Source organism: Saprospira grandis str. Lewin, from assembly GCF_000250635.1.
GTDB classification, from domain to species: domain Bacteria; phylum Bacteroidota; class Bacteroidia; order Chitinophagales; family Saprospiraceae; genus Saprospira; species Saprospira grandis.
Window position 1 is genome coordinate 4205502 of the sequence record NC_016940.1, and the last position, 24058, is coordinate 4229559.

Annotated in this window: 20 protein-coding genes; 10 read left to right on the plus strand and 10 right to left on the minus strand. The window is 45.7% G+C overall.

The window, feature by feature from the left end; translation table 11 throughout:
• Window positions 1–67: 67 nt before the first annotated feature.
• The 3 genes from SGRA_RS18580 to SGRA_RS18595 form a co-directional block, all read right to left on the minus strand.
• On the minus strand, window positions 68–973 hold the full coding sequence (locus SGRA_RS18580) for a hypothetical protein (RefSeq protein WP_015694373.1): 906 nt from the start codon (window positions 971–973) through the stop codon (window positions 68–70).
• Between the two features lie 489 nt (window positions 974–1462).
• A complete protein-coding gene (locus tag SGRA_RS18585; protein ID WP_015694374.1) occupies window positions 1463–2059 on the minus strand; it encodes a hypothetical protein in 597 nt (198 codons plus the stop codon).
• A gap of 379 nt (window positions 2060–2438) precedes the next feature.
• Window positions 2439–2651, minus strand: a complete 213-nt coding sequence (locus SGRA_RS18595) for a hypothetical protein (protein ID WP_015694376.1) — start codon at window positions 2649–2651, stop codon at window positions 2439–2441.
• Between the two features lie 182 nt (window positions 2652–2833).
• On the opposite strand from SGRA_RS18595, the gene SGRA_RS18600 reads away from it, so the two are divergent.
• From SGRA_RS18600 to SGRA_RS18640, 9 genes are all read left to right on the plus strand, one after another.
• Window positions 2834–5092: an Hsp70 family protein gene (locus tag SGRA_RS18600; protein ID WP_015694377.1), complete on the plus strand. Its 2259-nt coding sequence runs from the start codon at window positions 2834–2836 to the stop codon at window positions 5090–5092.
• A 95-nt stretch (window positions 5093–5187) separates the two neighbouring features.
• Window positions 5188–5733 (plus strand): LysM peptidoglycan-binding domain-containing protein, encoded by a 546-nt coding sequence (locus SGRA_RS18605; RefSeq protein WP_015694378.1) that lies wholly within the window; start codon window positions 5188–5190, stop codon window positions 5731–5733.
• A gap of 9 nt (window positions 5734–5742) precedes the next feature.
• On the plus strand, window positions 5743–8817 hold the full coding sequence (locus SGRA_RS18610) for a hypothetical protein (protein WP_015694379.1): 3075 nt from the start codon (window positions 5743–5745) through the stop codon (window positions 8815–8817).
• A gap of 191 nt (window positions 8818–9008) precedes the next feature.
• Window positions 9009–9305 carry a molecular chaperone DnaJ gene (locus tag SGRA_RS18615; RefSeq protein ID WP_015694380.1) on the plus strand — a complete coding sequence of 99 codons (297 nt, stop codon included), beginning with the start codon at window positions 9009–9011 and terminating at the stop codon, window positions 9303–9305.
• A gap of 13 nt (window positions 9306–9318) precedes the next feature.
• Window positions 9319–9774 carry a nucleotide exchange factor GrpE gene (grpE, locus tag SGRA_RS18620; protein ID WP_015694381.1) on the plus strand — a complete coding sequence of 152 codons (456 nt, stop codon included), beginning with the start codon at window positions 9319–9321 and terminating at the stop codon, window positions 9772–9774.
• A gap of 256 nt (window positions 9775–10030) precedes the next feature.
• Complete coding sequence (locus SGRA_RS18625) at window positions 10031–10576, plus strand: TerB family tellurite resistance protein (RefSeq protein WP_015694382.1); 546 nt, start codon at window positions 10031–10033, stop codon at window positions 10574–10576.
• The gene (locus SGRA_RS18630; protein WP_015694383.1) at window positions 10576–11829 is read left to right on the plus strand and encodes a hypothetical protein; all 1254 of its coding nucleotides are present in this window, start codon (window positions 10576–10578) and stop codon (window positions 11827–11829) included. The genes SGRA_RS18625 and SGRA_RS18630 overlap by 1 nt, the downstream gene beginning before the upstream one ends.
• Before the next feature lie 9 nt (window positions 11830–11838).
• Window positions 11839–12042, plus strand: coding sequence for a hypothetical protein (locus tag SGRA_RS18635; RefSeq protein ID WP_015694384.1), 204 nt, complete (start codon window positions 11839–11841; stop codon window positions 12040–12042).
• Between the two features lie 6 nt (window positions 12043–12048).
• Window positions 12049–12486, plus strand: a complete 438-nt coding sequence (locus SGRA_RS18640) for a hypothetical protein (RefSeq protein WP_015694385.1) — start codon at window positions 12049–12051, stop codon at window positions 12484–12486.
• Window positions 12487–13038: 552 nt separating this feature from the next.
• On the opposite strand, the gene SGRA_RS18645 is transcribed toward SGRA_RS18640, so the two are convergent.
• From SGRA_RS18645 to SGRA_RS18680, 6 genes are all read right to left on the minus strand, one after another.
• Complete coding sequence (locus tag SGRA_RS18645) at window positions 13039–13557, minus strand: hypothetical protein (RefSeq protein WP_015694386.1); 519 nt, start codon at window positions 13555–13557, stop codon at window positions 13039–13041.
• Window positions 13558–14528: 971 nt separating this feature from the next.
• On the minus strand, window positions 14529–16499 hold the full coding sequence (locus SGRA_RS18660) for a ComEC/Rec2 family competence protein (RefSeq protein ID WP_015694389.1): 1971 nt from the start codon (window positions 16497–16499) through the stop codon (window positions 14529–14531).
• Between the two features lie 77 nt (window positions 16500–16576).
• Entirely contained in the window at window positions 16577–17443 is an 867-nt protein-coding gene (locus SGRA_RS18665) for a nucleoside phosphorylase (protein WP_015694390.1), read from the minus strand.
• An 88-nt stretch (window positions 17444–17531) separates the two neighbouring features.
• Window positions 17532–18944: a dihydrolipoyl dehydrogenase gene (lpdA, locus tag SGRA_RS18670; protein ID WP_015694391.1), complete on the minus strand. Its 1413-nt coding sequence runs from the start codon at window positions 18942–18944 to the stop codon at window positions 17532–17534.
• A 211-nt stretch (window positions 18945–19155) separates the two neighbouring features.
• Window positions 19156–20232, minus strand: coding sequence for a DUF4349 domain-containing protein (locus tag SGRA_RS18675; protein ID WP_015694392.1), 1077 nt, complete (start codon window positions 20230–20232; stop codon window positions 19156–19158).
• A gap of 193 nt (window positions 20233–20425) precedes the next feature.
• Window positions 20426–21829 carry a phosphoglucomutase/phosphomannomutase family protein gene (locus SGRA_RS18680; RefSeq protein ID WP_015694393.1) on the minus strand — a complete coding sequence of 468 codons (1404 nt, stop codon included), beginning with the start codon at window positions 21827–21829 and terminating at the stop codon, window positions 20426–20428.
• Between the two features lie 246 nt (window positions 21830–22075).
• Here SGRA_RS18680 and SGRA_RS18685 point away from each other — a divergent pair, with 246 nt between their 5' ends.
• A complete protein-coding gene (locus SGRA_RS18685; protein ID WP_015694394.1) occupies window positions 22076–22588 on the plus strand; it encodes a hypothetical protein in 513 nt (170 codons plus the stop codon).
• A 246-nt stretch (window positions 22589–22834) separates the two neighbouring features.
• On the opposite strand, the gene SGRA_RS18690 is transcribed toward SGRA_RS18685, so the two are convergent.
• Window positions 22835–23947: a T9SS type A sorting domain-containing protein gene (locus SGRA_RS18690; protein ID WP_015694395.1), complete on the minus strand. Its 1113-nt coding sequence runs from the start codon at window positions 23945–23947 to the stop codon at window positions 22835–22837.
• Window positions 23948–24058: the final 111 nt, after the last annotated feature.

Below are 24058 nucleotides of genomic sequence, written 5' to 3' on the forward strand. Positions count from 1 at the left end.
ACGGTTTATACTTTTTTAATAAGAACCCGTCCTAATTTAGGGGCAAGGGCAGTTTCATTTCCCCCCTTTACTCTTCTACATTAGATTTATAAGCTATATCAGCACGAAAAAAAGTATTCGGAAAATGATCCAGTTTCACTTGCGCTGCATTATAGGCGGCCTTCCATTCCGGATAATAATAATGTACAGCTATGCTATCCGCAGCATAAAGTTCTAAGCGAGCAAATGGCTCCCCTTTTTGGGGAACAGGACGAGCCCAAGCTTTTCTATGCATCATATCCCATTTGCAATCTGGTCTATCAGCCCAATATATAACTGCTGCCCCATTTTCATAACTAATCGGAAATTCAAAATAACACTGCATATTATACATATACAACATGTTTCGTTCCGTAAATTTCAAAGTGATGCCATTTGAGCTCCCCCAAACGCTATCCTCCTGCACCACAAAAGGTAGTTGGTAGTTTTCTCCCAGCACTAAGCTATCCGGAAAAAACTGAGGATATTTTCGAGGCAAAAGGCTATCCCTATAAGTGGCCAAAAAGTGATCTTCGCCTGCATTCAGCTTATAAATCGCAAAAAGAGAATCGGCTTGCACAGCAGCATGAAATGGCAGTTCTTTTAGACAGTCTTCACTAATTAGTTCATAGTAAGAACTATATTTACGTATAACCTGCATTTCTTTAGGCCAATACACCAATAACTGCTTTTCCTGCCACTCATAAGAAAAAGGATAAACACAATCCTTACTGAAAAAATAGTACAACTCCTCTCCTTTCAGCTTAAACTTAATGTCCTTTGCCCTAGCCGTTTTTTGAAACCAAACTTCTGCTTCTTTTTCTTCCTCTACTGTAATTTTCTGCTCTTCTACTGCAGCCAAAGGCCGTTTTTCTTCTGCTGTTGGTGCTTGTACCGCTGGTTGGCAAGACAATAAGCCCAAGCTCAAAATAACTAAGGATAATAACTTTTTCATTTTCAGGTTTTTATTTTACGATTTATGTTTTTTGGGGCCTGCCGCCTTCGGCGGCCGGGCCCTTGCAGGGCTCGCAGGTCTGCTCGGCCCTGCGCCAGCAAGCTGGCTCGGTCTGCCGCTGCGCGGCCCCCTTTCAGGCCCCTAGGCCTGCGGCCCTTCGGGCCTGTAGGATGGATATATATACATTGGGTTGAAACCTACAGCAACAAAAGAAGCTATACTAAACGCAATAAAATGAGCCGATGGTTGAAACCATCGGCCCATAATATCTTCTAATACAAGGAAAGCTGTTTATTTATGGAGGGTTTTAACCCTCTATTTTATATTAAAATGTATTCGTTAATTGGCTGTAGGTTTTAACCTACAGCTTTAGCCCGCCAGTTTGCTCAGTCTACAAGCATAGGCTTCAGCCCATGGGCCCAAAACTGACTAACCGCCGAAGAAAACAGCCCAAAGAAAAAAGAGAAACGACAGAAGGGCTAAGGATATCTATTCATCCTTAGGTATAGTCCACCCTCCTGTTGCACGGTATAAGGAATCCAATTCCTTTTTAAATTCTTCTGGAAACTCATAAAATTCGCAAACTCGATTCATTTCTGTTATCTTTTGTTTACTCCTATCATTTTCAGAAGTTATGATTAACTGGCGCTTTGAAGGACGGAAATAACCTTTTAAATCATACAACCAGTTTTCTCTAAGTGTCCCTACGTAAAATGCATATTCTATATCTACAAAAGAATCTCTTACGGAAAAACAACCATACTTACCCTGCCGCCAAGTCTTGTTTTCCAATTCAAAAACAATATTAAACTTTGCTATATCAAACATCATATCTGCTGTTTCTACGTCATATGCACCTCTCAAAAAAAACTCCCCATTTTGACCAAACATATAATGATACCAGCTTCCATCTTCCGTTTGAAAAATATAATACCCATCGAATAATACAGAACGACGACTAGATAGTGAGGCTTCATTAAACTTACCGTAATTCCTAAAACTTTCAAAGCGAATGTAAGAACCACTAGGAGCACAGCCAAACAAGCAAATAAAGAATAATATAAATACTATAACCTTCTTTTTCATAAAATTTAATTTTCTAATTCCCAAAATCACTTTCAACTCCAGCCCCCACATAAGGAACTAGCTTTCCATTAAGCTTCAGCCCAAAACTGACTAACCGCCAAAAGACACTTTCTTTATTTCTCCTTTTTTTAAAAGGCCGAGAAAAAGTTGAGGGACTAATATTAAAATTTTGTGTCTGCCCTTTCTTGCCCCTAGGCGATGAATAGCTGGTGGCTTCGCCGCCATGGCCGAAGGCCAAACGGCCTAGCGATGCGAAAGGGGGCGGCGAAGCCGCAGACCCAAGTTTTTGAGCGTAGCGAAAAAACTGCAGGGCCGAGCAGACCTGCGAGCCCTGAAGCGTAGCGCCGCAGCTTTGCTGCGGAGGCCCCAAAACAGTCCACTACTCCCCCATCAGTGATTTGCCCTTTTTGAGCATTTGGAAGGTTCGGAAGAGGCTAAAGAGCAAATAGGCCAAAAGCAGCCAATTCATCCAGGGATCATTGTCTAGATAAAAGAAAAGTAGCCCGATAACGACTAGCTTTATCGCCAATAATCCATAGGCTTTGTACTGTAGGTTGCGCATAAAGGCAGCCCGTTCTTTCTCTGTTTGCATAAACTTAAGTTCTAAAATTGGCAAGATACAATAAGCCCGTAAAAAACAATCAATATTTGACAGGGGCTATCAGTTTATGCAGAGGCCAAAAGGACTAAACCCCTATAAATCAAGGGCTGTAGAGTTGGCCAAATTTTTTATTTGCTGCCTGCATTCACATTACTATAAACAGGCGACAAATTATGCAGAAAGTCATTGGAATTGATTTGGGCACCACCAATAGCGTGATGGCCTATAAGGTGCTTGATACCAAGATATTGCCCAATATTGAAAAAGAAGAAAACACCCCCTCGGTGGTGCATATTGATAGTAGTGGGCAGGCGAGTATTGGAAAAATAGCGGTAGATAGCAAACTGGCTCTAGACCCCAAAAACACTGTTTTTTCGGCCAAGCGCTTGATGGGCATGCCCTTTAGCCACCCTATGGTGCAAGAAATGGTTAAGGAGAGCAAAAAAAATGATGGCTACTATAAATATAGCATTCGCAAAAAGCACAATTCAGAAGATGCCCTAGCCATTGTTCTTCATGGTCGGGAATACTCTCCCGAAGATATTTCGGCGGAGGTATTGCGTAAAATCAAGCGCGATGCAGAGAGCCATTTGGGCGATAAGGTGAGCCATGCCGTGATTACGGTCCCGGCCTATTTTAATGACAAGCAGAAGAATGCGACCAAAAAGGCGGCGGAGAAATCGGGCTTGATTGTCTCTAAACTATTGGCAGAGCCCACAGCGGCCGCTATTGCCTATGGTGTAGACCAAAAAACGGAAGAAAGCAAAACCATTTTGGTCTATGATTTTGGTGGTGGCACCTTTGACCTTTCGGTCCTCACGGTAGCTAATGGGCTATTTATGGAGCAAGGCACAGGCGGCGACCGTTGGTTGGGCGGCGATGATATTGACCGCTTGTTGAGCCAACATATTTACCAGCTAGTTGAAAATGAGTTTGACTTAGAAGAAGGGCATATTCATCGGTTTTTGGAAAATGCGCCAGAGAAAACTCGTTTTGCCTTTGCGGCCGAGAGTCGCAAGCAAGTAGAGCGCATCAAAAAGGACTTGAGTAAGCGCAAAAGGAGCCATTTTGAATTGGATGATTTGTTAGAAGATGAAGAAGGCGACCTTATTGACATTGACATAGAGATTAGTCGAGTTGATTTTGAGGACCTCATTCGGCCCACTATTGCCAAAACCATTCGCTTGATTGATGATCTATTGGCCGAACTGAACTATGAGGAAAATATGATCGATGCCATTTTACTGGTGGGGGGAAGTTCTAGAATCCCTTTGGTCAATGAGATGTTGATGCAGCGATTTGGGGCCGCCAAAGTACAGCTGAGCGAAGACCCCATGAATGCCGTAGCCAAAGGCGCGGCTATTTTGGCCCATCGTCTGGGCAACAGTGGAGAACTGGAGCAGCAGGAAGACTGGGGAGAAGAAGAGGAAGAATTTCAGGTCCTCTACAGCTCTTCTCATGATATTTATGTGCGCCTAGAAGATGAAAACGGCCAAGAAGAGTTTGAGCGGGTTGTTGAGCGACAGATTCCGCTCCCCATTGTGGAGCAAAGAGAGTACAAAACAGCGGCAGATCAGCAAAGGTTGATTAAGGTGGAACTCTTTTCTAATAAAGAGGAAGGCGGAAAAGAAGAAATTGGCTTGGGCTTTTTGGTTTTAGAAGAAGATTATCCCGCCAACAGCAGCTTTATTTTTCATTTTGAAGTAGACACCGACAATACCCTCAAGCTATTGGTTGCGCCCAAGAACAAACCCAATCAAAAGTCGGAAATTCATATTACCCGAGGCAATAAGGACCAGAAGTTTTACCGCACAATTGATGAGGAGATCAACAACTTTAACCGCTCTGGGGCCAATGCTAGCCAGATGCAAAAACTACAAAGCGATTTGGTCAAACGCCTCAAGGCCACCAACCAACTGGCCCAAACCGCAGATGACGATAGCCAGCTTTGGGACAAGCACATCTATGAAGTAAAAGAAGAAGTGGCCCAAGCCCAGCATTATCAAGAAGAAAGCAGCCATGAGCCAGCCGATGGCAATATAATGATTGCTCGGATTCTGCTCAATAATTACGAAAACCTAATCGGTAGAGAAGCCAGTGAGTTGATCCGTATGTTGCTGCAAAAAATTGAGCTAGAAAACGACATTCTGGCCATTCAGCAGGCGCGGCAAAAGCTAGAGGAGCTCATTAGTAACTTTATGGGGCTACTAGACCTCTTTCTATTTATTGTGGCCGCCAATCGGGCCAAAGAAAAAGGAAGTATGAGCGACTCTCGACGCCTCAGAGACATTCACGACCAAGCCGAGCGAAAAATGGAGCGGGGTCAAGTTGATGAAGGCTTTGCCATATTGAATGAACATCAGGACCTCAGACAAAAATACTTGGGAGAAGACAGTTCAGCCGCCTTTATCAATACTAGCCTCAAGCGATAGGCCAGTTCCTCATTTTATTTTGGAGCCGCCGCAGCAAGCTGCGGCGGTTTCTATTCTAGTCTGCAAAATCAGGTTTAGCCCAAAAACTCAAGAAGATGAATTGTCCTATTTGTGAACTAGCTGGTTTGGAAGAAAACCGCCAGCAATGTCCCCAATGCGAAAGCGATTTGCGGCCCTTTTTCTTATTGCAAGCACTTGATGAACAAGAGCGTATAGAAAAAGAGCAACTTAAACAACAAGCCAAAAAAAGAGAGCAGGCTGCGCTGCGTCGAGGCAGAACCCCCATTTTAATCGCTTGGGGAGCTAGTTTTCTGGCCCTGGCAGTCCTTTTATATTTTATTTGGCCCAAAAAGGCCGTAGCTCCAGTGGCCAAGCAAGAAGAGTCCTCAAAAGAAGAAATGCTGGCCTTGCAAAAGCAACTTAAGCAAGCGAAAACAGAAAGCGACAGCCTCCGCCAAGCCTTAGCAGAACAGCCTAAGTCCGTTTATGTCTACACCGTAAAAGCAGGTGATTCGCCCATTCGCTTGGCTCGTTTCTTTTATGGCCAAGACGAAGAATACAAACGCCTCTTAGAAGCCAATGAGCTCGCCTTAGATGCCATGCTTAAAGTAGGCCAAAAACTGACTATTCCAGCCCTATAAACCCAAGTTATGTACCTTATTGTCATTGTCCTCATTTTGGCCCTAGCAGGAGGCTACAGCGCCTACTACAACAACTACGGCACGGTCCTCAAAAAGGCCAAAAAACGCCTAGAACAAGGCCAGCCCCAAATTGCCCTAAAGCTATTTAAATCGGGGAACAAACAATACCCCATAATAGCCGAGAAATTTTTGCGGCAAGATGGGCCAGCCCTACTGCAAATCGAAAACAAACAGGCCGCTATTGACTTTCTGCTTCCTTTGGCAGAAGACTACCCTTTCGTTGCAAATTGGTTGGCTGAACATGCGGCTCAGCTATTGGCCCAAAAAGAGTTTATTCCCTTTCGGCACCTGATCCTTTCTGCCCCCGAGGCGGACTGGTCCAAAAAGCTACTCTTTAAGTACATAGAACTGCCTGAGGCCCAAAGCAAGCTAAAAATTAGCGACAAAAAGCAGCTTTTACAGCCTTTGCTGGACCAAAAAGAGGCAAATGCTATCCGTTTATGGATCCTCCTTTTGGCGCCCTTTTTTGAACAGGACAAAAAAGCAGAACAATATCTGCCCGAAATTAGAACCTACAAGGCCCAATCGGCTAAGGCTCAGCGGCTCTTTTATCTCTTTTTAAGCAATCGTCAAAAAAAGAGAGAACTGGCCCCTTACCTAAGCGAGCTACAGCAGTTGGCCAAAGAAAGTACAACTGCACAGGAGATTATCTTAGCTGAGGCCAAAGCGCTTTTTGAAAGAAAAAATGAAGCGACTGCTTTGACGCTTATCCAACCTTTTTGGGAAAAGAGCGCAGACGCCCAGCGCCTCTATAATCGCATTTATTTAAAGAAAATGAGGGCCGAAAAGAAGCCCCAAGCTCTGGCTCAAGTGCTTCAGGCTTTAGAGCGCTTTCCCAGCCAATTAAGCAGCCAAGAAAAAAGGGAGCTACAAACCGCCTTAGCCAATCTACAGCTCCAACAGCTAGAATATAGCTTTAAACCCCTACGCAAAAAAGCCAACCTAAATGATTGGGCCAGCTTTGTGCAGCAACTCTTGGCCGCAGCCAAACTGAGCTATAAAACAAGCGCCCTAGAAGCCTTTTTAGAAGAAAAAGTAAATTATCTGCTGCAGTTTTCCCTAGAAGAGGGCCAAAGTGCAGAAAAAGCCAAAAAATATAAACAGGCGGCGGCCACCTATAAAAAAGCGGCGGACTATGCCCGTCTGCTCAAAGATAAGTTTAGCCAAGCCCGCAGCCATATTGGCCGATTTGATTTTAGATATGTTTTGACGGCTATTTATGGGGATATCCCCTCTAGTCGCATTCAATATTATGAGTACTACCTCCACCGACATACGGATAAAAAAGAGGTGGCCGCCATCCGCTATGCGCTAGCCTTTCAACTGGCCCAAAAGAAACAGTTTAAAGCCGCCCTAGAGCAGATTAGCTGGTTAGAAACCTATAGCCGAAACCCCCAAATTATTGAGCTTAAACGCTACTGCCTACAGCAAAAACAAAAAACAATGTTGAGCTTGCTGGCGGTCTATAATGCTACAATTTATGGAAGCGATTTGCGAAAGCTCAAAGCCCTAGAGGAGAACTGGGATACTTATTCGGAGGCCTTGTCTTTCTTTTATCCGGAGCGAAGAAGGGAGTTTCCTATGATCAAAAAGTATATCCATGAGCGAATCGTAGGCCTTTACCAACAACAAGAAAAGTTTGTTGATCTCTTCCAATTGCTTACTGCCCGACAGAATTTTTTTAAGGTATCGCCCGACCAGCTAAAAATGATGGCCGTTACTGCTTTCAAAATACTAACTGCTGAAGAAGGACCTAGCTTAAGCGATACATTTATTCAGAAGTTATTGGCCGTTTTTCTTTCCGCCATCTATAATAATGAAGTTATCTTCTACTCCTTGGAGGATACCGAATGGGATGACGACTATCAGTTTAGCCAAAGACAAATTATTGGAAGTCGCCCCAAAAGAGCTAGCTTCTCCTACCCTGAAAATATAAATAATCAAGCCGTCTCTTCCGACAATATTGACTTAGGAGCAGTACAAAAGCGCTTACTCAAAACCCTAGAAGATCATCTACAGTCTTCTTATTCTGCTACTTTATTGCAGTTTTATGAAGCAGAGAAAATAGCTATTCAGCTAGCTTGCCAATACTTTCCTCTTGCAAGCCTTAATATCCCTAGCCCTTTCTTGGGTAAATATGACAAAAGCAGTGCGAATGAACTATATCTAAAGCTAGCCGATCAACTTCCCATTCCCATTCAAGACAAAACAGAAATTGATGCAATTAGGCGATATGCTCATGCCCCTCACCAAAAAGCCAAGCCCATAATCGCTTACGATAAATTACAAAAAATAGAAGCGGAAATAGAATTAAGGCTTAAAGGAGATCGACAAAGACAGCTCAGTCAGTCTTGCTCCCTAAGCGAGCAAAATCTTATTCAAAAATACTTTCCTCTAGACTATCAAGAGCTTTTACAAAGAGCATTGCGCTACCTAGAAAATGGAAGAGGCGGAGATCGTGGAGACCGCAATTATACAACAGCTAATATTCGCCTCCTACAGCAAAATATTTTTCGCGGAGAGAAAGAGCTAGACTACTTACTAGCCACACATCTGGCCAATCTTGCTATCGGAGAGGTTAATGAAGATCAAATTACGCAGTATGAGGCCTTTCAAAAAATGAGAGTTGCCCAAAGCTACCACGAAGATAGTGCTTACATTTTGCGCAATACGATTGCTATTAGCAAGCATTTGCTTCTAGAGCATGTTTTCTCTGGCCTAGAAACTAAGCAGGCTAATGAGGTGAAACAGTTTGCCAAAAGCTTAACCTATAACTATCAAAAGGAATTTAAAGAGGCCGCCCAAGAAGCCCTACAGTTTTCTCTAGAACAGTTTGGTGAGCCCGGCTCTGAAAACAGAGTACTTTTCGAAAGAGAAATAGGATATACAGGCCGAAGAGGTCTTCTTGATGATTACAGTTTCCTCTATGAGACTCGAGCCAGCTCAAGCAGCTTAAATCGTAAGGGGCTAGCTATTGCAGGACGCATGAAATGGGTAAAACAACTTTCTGAAGGTCATTTTTGATTTTTTTTCGGGGCCTCCCGCCTTCGGCGGGCGCTACGTTTCGCAGCTCGCTATTCGCTCGGCCCTTCGCCGCTTTCAGCGGCTCGGTCTGGCCTAACGGCCACTGCTGCACATCGCTAGGCCGTTTAGGGCCCTGCGGGCCCTAAATCAAGATATTCCACTCGCTTTACTTCAAAAATCTAATTATAGCTATGCTACACAATCCATACGATGTTTTGGACCTAGACCAAAACGCCAGCAAAAAAGACATCCAAAAAGCGCTACCCTTGGCCCTAGCCAAACAACGCAAAGAAAAAAAATACTCGCCCAAAGATATTATGCAGGCCCAAAAAGAACTGCTCGATCCAGCCAAACGCCTAGCCGCCGACTTTCTATTCCTGGACCGTATTCGGGCCAAGCGCCCCCGAAAGTTTGAGCAGCCAGAGCTGCCCAAAATCAAAGCATTAAACCAACTCGCCCAAAACCCTTTTGATCCCAACCAACTCTAAAACAACTTCTAAAATGGATAAAGCAGCTATAGAAAAAGAACTCAATGATTATTTCGTTGCCTTTGGCCGAAAAGAAATCCAACTCAAAAACCAAATAGAAAAGGCAGAAAGAGCCCAATACGAACAGCTAAAAGACTTTGCCGTGGGCCTAATTGAAATGATTGATGGCCTCGACCGAAAAATAGAACGCCAAAACAATAAAGAAGAAGAGGAAGAAAGCAAAGAAGCTCGAAAAGCCCTTAAAACGCTAATCAATATGCGCAAAAAAATGCTGCGCTTACTCGACCGCTTTGGTATTCGACCTATTGTGTTTCCCGATAATCAGCTCATTGAATCCTATGCCAAGGTCTTGGGCAGCGAACCTAGTCGAGACCATCAGGACCGAGAAATCCTCCGCATTATTCTCCCCGGCTATATGCAGGCTAGCCAAATTATCCGTCAAGCAGAGGTAATTGTCGTAAAAAATTAAAGGCCTTGGCCCATCCCCCCATAAATTTAACCGCCGAAGAATATAGCCAAAAGAAAAAAGACAGCTGAGCGGCCACAACAAGCCCTTTAGGGCGTCTTCGACGACCAAAGGGAGTAACCACCCGCCAAAGGCGGACAACAAGGCTGCAAGCCGCAGTTCGACGACCAACGGGAGTAACGCCCCAAAAACAACACAGTTCACTTAAAGCTCTTAGAGAAGAAAAACAAACCACTTCAATAAACAAAAATTAATACCTATGATTATTATTCTACTCATTGTTATCGCTTTTATCCTCTGGAAGATTTACAGCCAAGAAGAGCGCCCTATCAAAAGTAAAGCGACAAAAGCTAGCCCTTCATCGACCAAAAGGGGCAGCTACAGCCCTAGCCTGAGCAGCCGAAAAAGAGAAAACCTCAGCCACCTTCAGCTCTTGGTCAGCTTAGCCATGTCTGATGGAGTATTAGATAAGGCAGAGCTGAAGTTCATTACTCATATTGCCGTTCAAAGGGGCATTCCCGAAGATCATTTTTTGGCCATCTTTAGAGATCCAACCATCATCAGCTATGTTCCGCCTAGCTCCGATGCTAGCCGCCTGATCAACCTTTATGAGATGGTCATGCTGATGATGATTGATGGGGATATTGACAAAAACGAGATCTATGTCTGTGTAGCAACTGCCCGGAAATTGGGCTTCAAAGCTGAAGTGGTCTCCCTATTGGTTGAAGTACTGATAAAACAGATTGCCGAGGGCATTGCCAAGGAAATTATTTTGAGAGACCTAGAAAAAAGAATGCGCGCCTAATGCTGAATAAAAATAAAGTATTGATCCTGACCGCTTTGGCCATCATTATTGTCTTTTTGGTTGCGGCCTGGGATGGACAACAGCGGCAAAAACGATTTGAGCAAGAAGAGCTTCCTCAAATTTTGGCCAAGAGAAAACAAGCTGCGCTTCAGCTAAGAGAAGCGCTTATCCAGCAACAAACGCCAGAAATTCAGGCCCTTATTAAGCAAAATGACAGCTTTCAGCTAGACAGCATTCCTTATGATACCAGCATTGGCGTCTTTGTTTTCTACAAGCAATTTTGGCTCAACAAATACCCCGTTGAGCGGCAGATGCAGGACCATATTGAGCTAGCAAAAATTAGCTTTCAAAATGCAAAAGTAGATAGCCAATGGGCCCAAATTGAGGCCAAAATTGCCAAGCGCTTTGATGCCGAATTTGTGGATAAAATCCAGATCGAAATCAAACGCCAACTCATTAGCGAGAGCAAAGCAGAGGGCCAAGGGTTTTTAGAATTACCCGATTATAAACTCATCAAAACAGTGCCCGAAGAAGAATTTGAAGCCCTTTGGCAACAAATTGATGAGCAAATTGCCGCCAACCGCTCGCAAGCGGCCCAAAAACAACTCGATCGAGACTGGAACAGCTATCGTCGCCGACTCAATAGCAAGGGGAAAAACTTGCTCGATCAGCGAGGGAAAACGGCTTTTATTAGTTTTGCCACAGGGCAGAGTAAAACGCTACAATCGGGCGCCCTGAGCATAGATTGGCCCAGCAGCACAAGCAGTTATCATGCGGCGGCCCTCTCCAGTTTTGTAGAAGAAATTGAGGTCCAACAATACCAGGGCAACAGTCTGTATACAGGAGCTCAGCCCTATGCCAACTGCTTCGGCCGCGGACTAAGTTGTGGCTATCGGAGCAATTGCTCAGAAATTCGGGTGCGCGCCCCTTATGAATCTGATGTGATTGTGAGCATTAAAGACCGCTGGGATGAGGTGGTCGACCACGCCTATATTTCTGCGGGCGGCAGCTATACCTTTCGCCTGCCCAATGGCTCCTATCAGCCCTTTTTCTACTATGGCAAAAGCTGGCATCCCTATAAAAAAATGCCCTCCAAGGCCTGTAACAACCTAAAAGGCGGCTTTCTGCAAAACACCCTCACGGGCAAAGATGGCCTGCAATATCTCTCTAACCAAATACTCACTTACACCCTTCGCCTACAGCGCAATGGTAATTTTTCTACTCGGCCCTCTTCTTTTTCAGAGGCCTTTTAAATCAAAAATATGTCTGAGCAAAACAATCCTCCACAAAACACAATTGGCCCTATTGGCTGCATAGCTATCGGCATTGTTATCCTTTTTGTATTGGCTATTATTGGCCAACTCGCAGAGGGTATTGATCGAGTTTTTGCCATGATGCCTTGGTGGGCCCATGCCCTACTAACGGCCTCCGTTTTCTACCTTGCTTATAAATATCTAGATAAATAATAACATATGTTCAGCTCCATTGTCATTATAGGCCTGGCAATCCTGGCCTACAGCCTCTTCAAATTCTCCTCGGCCCTAAGCGAGGACCGCTACGAACTAGAGGAGCAAAGCCTAGCCGAAAAATTTTCGACTGTAGTCCATACACTCAACCAAGCCGCCTTTAATGGACAGGGCAAAATCGTCCCGCTAGACCAGCGATCTTTTAATCTTTGGCAGCAAGGAAAAAACCAGATCATCAACTTTCATTATAGTACCGGGCACCTCAGTATTTGCTGGAAATACAAGTATTTGCAAAAAGAATTGGTACATGAACGACAATTTGATAATGTCCGAAATTTGAGTTTGCTAGAACAACAACAACTAGCCGAACGCATGATCCAAGAAATGAGGCCACTAATCGCTCAACATCAACAAAATGTTTTGCTGCGCGGCAGAGAGTTCTAAACTATACGATCCCCTCTTTGGAGGGGATTTTTTTGGGGCCTGCCGCCTGCGGCGGCCGGGCCCTTGCAGGGCTCGCAGGTCTGCTCGGCCCTTCGCCAGCAAGCTGGCTGGGTCTGCCGGCTACGCGGCCCCCTTACAGGCCCCTAGGCCTGCGGCCCTTCGGGCCTGCTAGCTGTGGCTGCAGGTTGAAACCAGCAGCCAATTTAGGTGCAGCACAGCCCACTCCTCACCAACAACTGGCCTGCAGCTTAAAAGCCGCAGGACCTGAAAACCGAATAGCTCCTTTCCACAAACAAAGCAGGGGCTTTTAAGCCGCTGCGGCGAGAAAGACCAAAGCCCAATAAGAATTTAGGCTGCAGATAGCGGCAAAGCCGCCATGGCCGAAGGCCAAACGGCCTAGCGATGTGAAAGGGGGCGGCGAAGCCGCAGACCAAGGCCGTCAGGTCGCAGGGCCGAGCAGACCTGCGAGCCCTGAAACGTAGCGCCCGCCGAAGGCGGGAGGCCCCTAAAAAATACTTTTAGGCTAAACCAATAACCACAAAATAAGGCTTTCTACAGCAACTTAATCTCTCTAATATCCGCTTCGCTTAAATCTAAAAGCAAGATGGCGCACCAAGATGAATCAGGATCTGTTCCAAGATACACACTTTCACTTATTCGGTAATACTTAACTGGCCCCCTACTTTCTCCAATCGTTATAAGCATAGCCGTTTCATTCATAAAAGCAGTCATCATCTCCAACCTATGATGTTGAAGGTCATCGTCTATTTCTATCCCTAAAGAACAGCTATAAAACTCATCACTCAACTCTAAACGATTAAATTCATCATCCTCTAGTTTTTTTATTTTTTCATTATTTAATGAGACGAGATCCATTCTAGACAGAGTTTTACTGCAAGAGTCAAAAGCGGATTGAATGAATACTCCACTATTTTTACTAAAAAAATCAATAAATATTGAATCCCCCTTAAGAGTTTCTCTTAAACGAATCATAAAAGGAAGATAATAATAATAGTAATCTATCAAATAATCCAAGGGCTTAGCAATAGATTTAAAATTTAGTCTTAACATGGTTAAAATTTATTTTTTATAATCTGGCATAAAGTGCCTAACTGCAGGCAATTCCTTTGCATTTCTAGGAGGCCCAAACATAATTTCATTCTCCCCAGAAAAGTACATTTTTTCATTGCCCTTACCCCCAAAATTAGGACAGTAATTTAAGGTGGAAAAACGAAAGAAAAAAGTCGTATAATGAAGCACTAAATTACAATAAAAATGAGCCAAAGGTAAAAACCATCGGCCCATATCATTTATAGCAAACAAGGGCTTTAGCCCGCCAGTTTGCTCAGTCTACAACCATGGGCTTCAGCCCATGGGCCCAAAACTACCCAACTGCTAAAAGACGCTTTCTCCCCCCCTTTTTTTTTTAAAAGATCCGAGAAAAAGTTGAGGGACTAGCGCGTGGATATCCTTACCGCCCTGGGCTGAAGCCCAGGGTTATTAACTGAGCGAACTGACGGACTAAAGTCCTTGTTCGCTTTTTCTACTTGTAGCTTTCCATTAAACTTCAGCCCAAAACTACCCAGCTACTAAAAGACGCGCCCCCCCTTTTTTAAAAAGATCCGAGAAAAAGTTGAGGGACTAATAAAGAACATCAGATACTAGAGAAAGAGTGCGTTAAAAATTTTTTGTCCATCCTTTTGCTGCCTAGGGACAAGCCCCTAGGCTAGCTTTTTCAGACAGCCCTCTAAAGAGGGCCTTTGGATATGGTCCTTCTTTACGATAACAATTGAGCAAAGACGTAGATCACAATTTGAGGCCCTTTAGGGCTGACTCCATTGGATTAGCTTGGGGGCTTGTCCCTAGGCGATGAATAGCAGGCGGCAAAGCCGCCATGGCCGAAGGCCAAACGGCCCAGCGCTGCGAAGGGGTGGCCCAAAGGGCCAGACCGAAGGCGAAACGAAGTGAAGCCTGAAGGGCCGAACAGACCTGTGAGCCCCGCAGCATAGCGGCGGCCAGCTTCGCTGGCCGCGGGCCCCAAATCATCTCCCTAAAGATGTTCTAATCAGCTGTATATGGGGTTGCTGCTGCATGATGGGCAACAACAAACTATCCGAAAGCCGACTATCCGCGATAAGATAATCAATCTTTTTTTCGGGCCAATACTCAGGCCGCCGATAAAGAAGCAAGATCCGCTTTTGGCCCAATAATAACCATTGATTTTGCTTGCTAGCAATGGGCTGCTCTTCCAAGCTTTTGATTTTGGCCCGCCGCTGACTACCCGCCGATAAATATCCCCGCTGCCGAGCCGAAGACCAAACCGTCGAATCATAATAACTATAGGCCGTTCGGCCATGAAAATAGTCGATATACAGCCCTCGATTGCTCTGATAAACCGCTAAATGCGCCTGTTTTTCGGCCCGCAACTGCTGCCAACTATTATGGCCCAAAATGAATAACAAACAACAAGCCCCTAGCAATAAGGGCGTTATCCGCCGCCAAGCTAAGCTCAACACCAAAGATAAAATGGCAAAATAAGCCAGTAGTAGCTCCCAAGAAGCCAACTCAAAAGCCGATATTTTAGCCATTGGCCAAGTTTCTATGGCCAAAATGGCCCCATTCATCAAACGCAAAAGAAAAACAAGCAGCCAAGATAAAAGTCCGCCCAAAATGGGAATATCTAAGCACAATAAAGCCGCCATGCCCAAAGGCAAAAGAATCCCCGCCAAAGGCACCACCAACAAACCCGATAACCAAAAATAACTGGGAAACTGATGAAAATAATAGAGCGTGAGCGGCAAAGTAGCCAGTTGCGCCGCCAAAGAAACCGTAAATAAACCCCAGATGTACTGCACGGGCCAAAAAGAAAAATAATACCAACGATAAAGCTTGGGCTGAAAATAAACAATGCCCAAAACAGCCAAATAAGAAAGCTGAAAACCTAAATTCCACAAATTGGCGGGATCATATAACAAAAGCAAAAAAGCCGAGCCCGAAAGACTATTGTAAATCGAGGAGTTTCGGCCCAAACACTGCCCCAAAATCAAAAGCGAAAACATACTACTGGCCCGACAAACCGAGGGCGCCGCCCCCGTTAATAAGGCAAATAACCAAATGCCTAACAATAATAAAATAGCCTCTCGAAAAGAATAACGCCAGGCCGATTTTCGCCTAAATAATTTGATTAAGGCCCCTAAAATACTAGCCAACAAGCCTACATGCAAGCCCGAAACCGCCAAAACATGACTGGCCCCCGTGGCCGAATAAGCCTGCCGAAGCTCCTGGTCCAAATCGGTTTTGTCGCCCAAAATCAAAGCCGCGGCCACCGAATAAGCGCCATCCTGACCCGGAATTAGCCGCCGCAATCTCGCCTTTAAGAATAAACGCCAATCAATCAAAATGCCCCAAAAGCTAGGCGCTGCCTTGGCCGCTAAATGCCAATTTTTGCTATACATTTGGGCCGAAATCCCCTTTTGGCCATAATAGGCCCGAGCATCAAATTGACCGTAGTTTTTGGGCGCCTCAAAAGCCCTAGGCTTGCCCAAAAGGACCAATTCATCCCCATAATTAAGGGCCAAAGCCTGACTATCCTTGGGCAAATACAACAACAGCGGCTCCTGACAAACTATCCAGCCTTTGTCCGCTTCATAATAATGCGCTAGCTGCAACTGCAGCTGTACCGTTTTGCTTTTCGGTTGAGGCAAACTATTTACCCTAGCCCGAAACTCGGTCCAAACTAAGGGAATAGGCTGCTCTCTTGGCCGCAAAACCCGCTCATAGGTCCAAACATAGCCCCCCAAGATGAGCAACAACTGCAAACCCAAACCCCAAAAACGCCAAAAAAATGGGGAATATCGCCCCAAATATTGCCCAAGCAATAGAAGAAGCAATACGCCCCAAAATGAATATGCGCCCCAATGGGCCGCAGCCGACCAAGGCAGGCAATACGCTAACAATAGGCCCAATAAGCCCGGTAAAAGTAAACGGAAAAATGGAATCGTACTCCAGTTCATAAGTCTGTATTGAGGTAACTTGAAATAAATCACTACAATATAAACTAAAAAACCGAGCTATAAAACTATCGTATACTTTAAATTAACTCCAAGCTCTTCTCAATCAGTTCTTTGACCAATTGTTTAGGCTGATCATGGAAGATCCCCGCCTCTCTATTGGCCAAAATAGCATTTAGCGAAAGGGCCTGATGGCCCAAAGCAGTAGCCAAGCCATAAATTCCAGCCGTTTCCATTTCTAAATTGCTCGCTTTGTATCCATCAAATTCTAAGGCTCTAAATTTTGACAATAGCGCAGGCATGCGGTTCTTGGCTCTGAGCTCCCGGTTTTGTGGAGCATAAAAGCCCGTTGCCGTTAGCGTAATTCCCTCCAAAAAGCCAGCGGGACGAAATTGCTCTAATAGTGCTGTTCCACAACTGACGGCCTCTGGACGAATACCAAAATCCAACCCAGCCAACAAAGCCTGGGCTTTTTGGGCCAATACGTTTTCCTTTTCGCTCATGGGCCGCTCATAAAAGCCCAATAGGCCTTCCAAGCCAATCGAATAACGGCTCATCAATAAGCTCCCTACGGGAATATCCTCCCGCAAACTGCCCGAGGTGCCAATCCGTAGGAGCTTTAAGCTGCGCAATTCTTTTTTGAGGGTCCTTGTTTTTAAATCAATATTGACCAAAGCATCTAGCTCATTAATAACAATGTCAATATTATCGGTCCCCATACCTGTCGACATGACCGTGATGCGCTTCCCGCCCATTTCTCCAGTATGGATCACAAATTCTCTTTTGCGAATTTCCGTATCTATACGATCAAAGTAGCAACTGATTTTACTCACTCGCTCAGGATCTCCAACCAAAATAACGGTATCGGCCAGTTGTTCGGGCTGCATATTCAAATGATAAATGCTGCCATCGGGATTCAAAATCAATTCTGATGCGGCTAAACTCATAGTTGTTTTATTAGCTTCTTATAAAAAAAAGCAACAGCCCTTGGCACCGGTCCAAGAGCTGTTGCTCCTCATTTCAGTTCTTTTTGACCTAGCTATGCAAGGCGCGGTCTTCGGTGGCGGCCAAGGCAGCCTCTTTCACCGCTTCGGTAAAGGTAGGATGCGGATGGCTATAACGAGACATATCCTCGGCAGAAGCACGGAATTCCATGGCTGCTACGGCCTCAATAATGAGGTCCGCACAACGAGCACCAATCATGTGCACGCCCAAAACCTCATCGGTTTCTTTATCCGATAGGATTTTTACAAAACCATTGGTATCGGCAGAAGCACGAGCGCGACCAAGGGCCTTAAAGGGGAATTTACCCACTTTATAAGCTACTTTTGCCGCTTTCAATTCTTCTTCGGTCTGCCCCACTGCAGCCACTTCAGGCCAAGTGTAAACCACACCAGGAATCAAGTTGTAGTTGATATGAGGCTTTTGCCCACTGATGTATTCCGCTACATAAACGCCTTCTTCCTCGGCTTTATGGGCCAACATAGCCCCACGAACAACATCGCCAATCGCAAAAATACCTTCTACATTGGTTTGCATATGGTTGTCAATTTTGATGCGCCCACGCTCATCCAATTCAACGCCTACATTTTCTAGCCCCAAAGCATCCGTATAAGGACGGCGACCAATAGCCACTAGACAGTAATCGGCTTGAAGCTCCAGTTTTTTACCATCTTTGCGCGATTCAGCAACCAATTTCACTTCCTCGCCTAGGTTTTCTACAGTTTCTACCTTATGGTTGAGGTGGAACTTGATTTTCAATTCTTTTTTGAGCACTTTGCGCATTTCTTTGCCCAAATCGGCATCCATACCACCCAAAACAGCATTTTGGTACTCAATCACCTCGACCTCTGTGCCCAAACGAGCATAAACAGAGCCCAATTCCAGTCCAATTACACCAGCACCAATCACCAACAAACGCTTAGGCACTTCTTTCAAAGTCAAGGCCTCTGTCGAGCTAATTACACGCTGCTTATCGTAGTTGAAAGCGGCAGGCAAAACAGGCTTAGAACCCGTTGCAATAATCACTTTATCGGTCTCGATGGTCTGCGTTTCGCCTTCGCCATCCTTGGGCGCAATCTGAATTGTATTGCGGCTCACAAAGCTTCCGTGGCCCGTATAAACGGTAATTTTGTTCTTTTTCATCAAGAACTCTACCCCCGCACAAGTCTGCGAAACCACCTCGTCCTTACGCTTCACCATCTGCTCAAAATCTACAGAAAGTCCAGAAACGTTAATGCCGTGGTCTTGAAATTTTTTCTCCGCCGCATGAAAATGCTCCGAAGAATCTAATAGCGCCTTTGAGGGAATACAACCTACGTTCAGGCAGGTTCCGCCCAAAGTAGAATAACGCTCAATAATGGCCACTTTCTGGCCCAGTTGGGCAGCGCGAATGGCTGCTACATAACCGCCAGGTCCAGATCCGATGATGGTGAGATCGTACTTCATCTTGCTCATTTTTTATAGTCGGGAAGAATTCTTCCCAAAAGAGATTTTTTAATATTTTTTTGGGGCCTCCTGCCTGCGGCAGGCGCTACGTTTCGGGGCTCGCAGTTCTGCTCGGCCCTTCACCAGCTTTGCTGGCTCGGTCTGGCCTGACGGCCACCCCTGCACATCGCTAGGCCGTTTTGGGCCGCTGGCCCAAAGGCAGACAAGCTGCCTATTCGCTGTCTTTGGGCGCCTTGGGCTGCTGCAACTGTTTTTGCTGCATGAGCCAAGCTTGCTGCGCCTGAAAGGCTTTTAGTTTGGCTTGCTGCGCTCTTTTTCGGCTAGAGCGGGCTGCAAAAAGCGCCGTTAGCGAAAAGATAAGGCCCAGTAGAATATAGGGCCAAAGGTAAGCCATGCTCACCAAAGACTCCTTGAAATTGGTCCAACCCGTTTGCGCGCCCTCTGCCATCCGATTGCCAAAAGCAGCCTGCTGTACCTTTTCCTCTGGGTTCACCTCCTGGTAAAAGGTCAAGGTAATGCTGCTATGGGCCGATTTTTCTAGCATGAGGTTGACCGCCTGCTTGAGCAGCTCAATATCCTCCGTAATTTGGTCCAACTCTCTTTGAATAGGCAAAATAGCCTGAGCATCCTGCGCATTGCGCAGCAAACTCTCCAAACGAGTTTTGGCCAAATACTTATTCTTCAAGCGGCTATCGAGCTCTACAAATTGGCCGCCCAAATCTTGGCGCCAAATGCGTTTTTCCCGAACCACTACAGAAAGCTCTCGCAGCTCCTCCAAAAAGATCTGGAAATTGCTGGGCGGAAGTTGTAGGACCAAAGTATTTTCTAGCTGCAAATCACTGCCCTTTTCTTCCTCAGAAAGAATTTCGGCCTGATAAGTAGCAGCTAACTCCTTGATTTTCTTATAGGCTTGCTCATAGTTGCGCACCCCAATCAAAACGGCCCCATTTTCAATGGGCAATTTGGTCTTTTTGCTGGGCGCATCTTCCTGAAACAAGCTATCGGGAGCTTGGTTTTCTTTATCATCATATTGGGCCAAAATAGCCTTGACCTCCTCCTTGGCCGAAGCATCTAGGCTTAGGCTAAGGCGTTGTAATTGTACAGACTGGCTGCTACTATCAATGGTAGAAGCCTCCATTTTTCGGCTCCATTGCTTGAAGCGATAAGCCGTTTCTTGAGCTGCATTTTCTTTGGCCGCTTCTTGGGCCAAGGCCTCTTCGGTGGGAGGCGATTGACAGGCGGTCCAGAAAAAAGGCAGGGCTAAAAGTAAGTATGCTTTTTTATTCATGCGATTTAGGCAATTAGCAGTGGAGAGATAGTTCCCTAGCGGCCAAAGGCCGAATGGCCTAGCGATGGTAGGCAGTGCGGCAAAGCCGCAGACCCAGCAAAAACTTGTTTTTTGCGCAGGGCCGAGCGAGTAGCGAGCTGCCGAACGTAGCGCCCGCAGCCCCTCTTAAAAGGGCTGCGGGAGGCCCCAAATCTTAGCCCTCTAAAAGAGCCGCTTTGGTAGCATCTAGGATTTGGCGCACCTCTTCATCGGTAGGCGCTTGGGCATAGACCCGCAAAACGGGCTCGGTGCCAGAGGGGCGAATCATCACCCAAGCATCATCGCGTAGGTAAAACTTAAAGCCGTCAATATCCTCCACTTTTTGGATCTTGTAGGGACCGAATTGGCTATAGCTGCCTGCCTTACAATTTTCTACAATCTGCCATTTTAGCTCATTGTTGAGGTGGAGATCATCGCGGTTAAAGGCAAAAGGACCAACCAACTCATAGATTTCGTCCATCAATTGGCTGAGGGTTTTGCCTGTTTTGGCCATAAACTCAAGGAGAATGAGGCCAATCCAGATGCCGTCTCTTTCGGGAATATGGCCCGTAGCGGCAATTCCACCCGATTCTTCTCCCCCAACGAGGACCTCCTCTTTGGTCATAATTTCGGCAATATATTTAAAGCCGATTTTGGTCACTTGGCAATCCAAGTTATAGAGTTCACAAAGTTTTTTCACTTTATCTGTTACCGAGAAAGTCACGACCACCTTGCCCGAAAGCCCTTTATATTTGTGTAGGTAGTGAATGAGGAGCAACAAAATCTGATGCGAATCGACAAAGCGGCCCTCTTCATCATACATGCCGATGCGATCGGCATCGCCATCATTGGCTAGGCCTGCGTTGAGTTCGGGCGTTTTGGCCAAAAGAGCAGAAAGCTCGCCTAGGTTACGGTGGATGGGCTCTGGAGCTTGGCCCATAAAGCTAGGATTATAATCGCAATGCAATTCTGTTACGGCCGGAATCAATTGGCGAACCACATTTTGTCCAGCGCCATACATGGCATCATAAGCCAAATTGACAAAAGAATTGTTGATGGCCTCGATATCAAAGGCCTTGCGGCAGTGCTCCACATACAACTTTTCGAGATCGATATATTCGATTTTGCCCTGAGCGACAAATTCTGCTTGGGTAGTGCTTGGGGTAGCGGGCACCTCATCGGCGATGCGGTCCTCTACCTCCGTCACTTCGGCGGGAATGCTGGGCCCACCATAAGCCGACTTTAATTTATAGCCATTGTAGCTAGGAGGATTATGGCTGGCCGTGATGACCACGCCCATAAATGCCTTTTGCAAAACCACCCCTAAAGAAACCATGGGAGTAGAAACAAAGCCTTGGGCCAAATAGACCTTCAGGCCTTGGTCGGCAAAGATGCGGGCCGCCAAATCGGCGAACATGCTTCCTGCAAAACGGCAATCGTGTCCGAGCACTACAGCTTGGCCACCTTCGGCCTTAATATATTGAGCGGTAGCTAGGGCTACTCTTTTGAGGTTATCGTTGGTGTACGTATCTGCGATGATGGCGCGCCAGCCATCGGTACCAAATTTAATCTTCGTCATCTTGGCTTTTTGTAAATCAAAATTGCTGGACCTCTTGGTCCTTGAAGGCGAAAGATAAATTTTTTTCTGAACTCCTTAAAACCTAAAAGCCATCAATTAAAAATGAGGGGCTGAAAAGCCTTTTGAGAGCTCCTAAAAAGGTAAAAAATCACAGCGGGACAAAAAATAATCCTTTAGATTAGGCAGCGCCTGTCACAGGCAGAGAACAATTCTATTTTTTTCTCACAGCTAAAACAACGCTAAAAAATGAAAGTGACCACTGCATTCACGGCCCTAACGGCAGAAGTAAAACAACGATTGGACGAAGAGCTCAAGGGCGTATTGAGCGAAGCAGAGCATAAAGACTTTGTGAAATGGGTAAAACCCTATGAAGAATTTGGGTATCGTCAATTGGATGACATTTATCTTTTTGCGGAAGTAACCGTAGAGGGAGATGTTGAAGTAGAGGAGCTAGTTCCTAATTGTGTTGTAGACCAAGAAGACTGGTACAACTATGATGACGAGCCCGATATGCAAATTGATCCGGTTTATATACCCTTGAAGGCCCTTAGTCCCCAAATGCCGCTCTCGCTAACTGCTAACAACAGCTTTATTGTAGTGCTAAAAGCGGAAGGTAATCTGTGGGATGCTTGCAAGGAGCTCCCTTCTTGGATTTGGAATGACAAATGCTTTGAGTTCATGCTCAGTCTAAGTCTAAAAACCAAAACAGGCAAACAGTATGATGGCAGCACTGCCAGCCAAACTATTCGTTGGTCTTAATCTCTTGAGCTAAGCATAAAAAGGGCGCAAAACCTAGGTTTTGCGCCCTTTCTTTTTGGGGCCGAAGCGGTCCGTTTAGAGAGAAACCAAAAGATGAGCGGCCCAGCGATGTGGAGGGGGGGCCGCAGGCCAGACCGAGTTTTTTGGAGCGCTAGCGAGAAAAACGAAGGGCCGAGCGAATAGCGAGCCCCGCAACGTAGCGGCGGCCAGCTTGCTGGCCGCGGGCCCCAAATCCTTAAAAAAAGACTAGCCCTTAATGAGCATCTGTTGATACAATTGGCCTTTTTCATCTTGGAGGCGGAGCAAATAAGGGCCCGCGGGCAAATTGGCCAGCGAAATAGCCGTTCCGTTCTGCCATTGGCCAGTTTGTAAGAGTTGGCCCTGCAAATTATAGAGTTGGTAGGGCGCCTGCAAAAGCTCGAGCTCTAGATAAACCGCATTTTGGGCGGGCTGAGGATAGAGGCGAAACTCTTGTACGCTCAAGCTTTGCACCGCAGTTCCAATCTGTCTTTGGCCTTTAAATTCGGCAGCTTCTACGGCTTGATTATCCTTATTGGTGGTGAGTCTGGCCAGGGGCATGCCCTCATTTTCGGCAATAAAGCTAAACTGCTCCGTGGTATCAGTGAGCGGGAAAGGCAATTGGCCTGCAATTGTGCTACTGATGTCCTGCCAACCCGCGCCAAAAGGCGTCACAAAATAGGCTTCAATTTGCACATCCGAGTAATTGACCGTATGCTGGCGCAAAACGGTATAGCTGCTATCGGGCAGTTGGCAAGTGCCAAAAGCATCCACCTCCGACTCATAGTCACCTTCTAGGTTAATGCGGATCGAATCGGGATCGATGGGTAAATTCATAGAATCGATAAAGGGGCGCAGGCCGGGCACGCTATCAATATGTTCTGAAATAAGCATTTGGTAGCTATCGGTATAGCTGTCTCCATAATTGAGGGGGGCACGTTGAATCTCTAGGGGGTCATTAAACAGGCCTGAAAAGGCGATTGTACCAAAGCCCAGCGCGCCAGCTACATACTCCATTTTTGTGCTACTGATATCAATAAACACCTGAGCTTGGCCAAAAAAGGGCTGTTGAATATCGGCGGTGGGAAAATCGGGGCGGTTGGCGGCTTCTACACTATCGCGGCTAAAGGTTTCGGTCCGCAAAGAGGTAAAATTCCAAGTTTGGGCCTGATTAGAAGCGGGGGTAATGGCTAGTGCCAGGGAGTCGAAACTACTGAGGCTAGTTGATCGTTCAAAGACATCGCCAGCGGCGGGAAAAATCGAATTAGAGAGAGTGGGCTGGGCAAAAAGAGCCAAGCTAGGCAGGGCCAAAAAGGCCCAGAGAAGTAGTGATTTTCTCATCCTTTCCTAAATTTTAGTTCACGTTATAGAATCTACTAAGATAAGATTATCTCATTGAAAAATCTCTTTTTGTTTTTTGGCGGCAAAAATTGCATATTAGGGCGCATTTTT

Coding starts and splice junctions, on each gene's coding strand:
- SGRA_RS18690 (WP_015694395.1), bottom strand. CDS start 23,947: ATGAGAAAATCACTACTTCTCTGGGCCTTTTTGGCCCTGCCTAGCTTG.
- SGRA_RS18600 (WP_015694377.1), top strand. CDS start 2,834: ATGCAGAAAGTCATTGGAATTGATTTGGGCACCACCAATAGCGTGATG.
- SGRA_RS18610 (WP_015694379.1), top strand. CDS start 5,743: ATGTACCTTATTGTCATTGTCCTCATTTTGGCCCTAGCAGGAGGCTAC.
- SGRA_RS18645 (WP_015694386.1), bottom strand. CDS start 13,557: ATGTTAAGACTAAATTTTAAATCTATTGCTAAGCCCTTGGATTATTTG.
- SGRA_RS18675 (WP_015694392.1), bottom strand. CDS start 20,232: ATGAATAAAAAAGCATACTTACTTTTAGCCCTGCCTTTTTTCTGGACC.
- SGRA_RS18685 (WP_015694394.1), top strand. CDS start 22,076: ATGAAAGTGACCACTGCATTCACGGCCCTAACGGCAGAAGTAAAACAA.
- SGRA_RS18625 (WP_015694382.1), top strand. CDS start 10,031: ATGATTATTATTCTACTCATTGTTATCGCTTTTATCCTCTGGAAGATT.
- SGRA_RS18640 (WP_015694385.1), top strand. CDS start 12,049: ATGTTCAGCTCCATTGTCATTATAGGCCTGGCAATCCTGGCCTACAGC.
- SGRA_RS18630 (WP_015694383.1), top strand. CDS start 10,576: ATGCTGAATAAAAATAAAGTATTGATCCTGACCGCTTTGGCCATCATT.
- SGRA_RS18680 (WP_015694393.1), bottom strand. CDS start 21,829: ATGACGAAGATTAAATTTGGTACCGATGGCTGGCGCGCCATCATCGCA.
- SGRA_RS18595 (WP_015694376.1), bottom strand. CDS start 2,651: ATGCAAACAGAGAAAGAACGGGCTGCCTTTATGCGCAACCTACAGTAC.
- SGRA_RS18580 (WP_015694373.1), bottom strand. CDS start 973: ATGAAAAAGTTATTATCCTTAGTTATTTTGAGCTTGGGCTTATTGTCT.
- lpdA (WP_015694391.1), bottom strand. CDS start 18,944: ATGAAGTACGATCTCACCATCATCGGATCTGGACCTGGCGGTTATGTA.
- SGRA_RS18635 (WP_015694384.1), top strand. CDS start 11,839: ATGTCTGAGCAAAACAATCCTCCACAAAACACAATTGGCCCTATTGGC.
- SGRA_RS18665 (WP_015694390.1), bottom strand. CDS start 17,443: ATGAGTTTAGCCGCATCAGAATTGATTTTGAATCCCGATGGCAGCATT.
- SGRA_RS18615 (WP_015694380.1), top strand. CDS start 9,009: ATGCTACACAATCCATACGATGTTTTGGACCTAGACCAAAACGCCAGC.
- SGRA_RS18660 (WP_015694389.1), bottom strand. CDS start 16,499: ATGAACTGGAGTACGATTCCATTTTTCCGTTTACTTTTACCGGGCTTA.
- grpE (WP_015694381.1), top strand. CDS start 9,319: ATGGATAAAGCAGCTATAGAAAAAGAACTCAATGATTATTTCGTTGCC.
- SGRA_RS18605 (WP_015694378.1), top strand. CDS start 5,188: ATGAATTGTCCTATTTGTGAACTAGCTGGTTTGGAAGAAAACCGCCAG.
- SGRA_RS18585 (WP_015694374.1), bottom strand. CDS start 2,059: ATGAAAAAGAAGGTTATAGTATTTATATTATTCTTTATTTGCTTGTTT.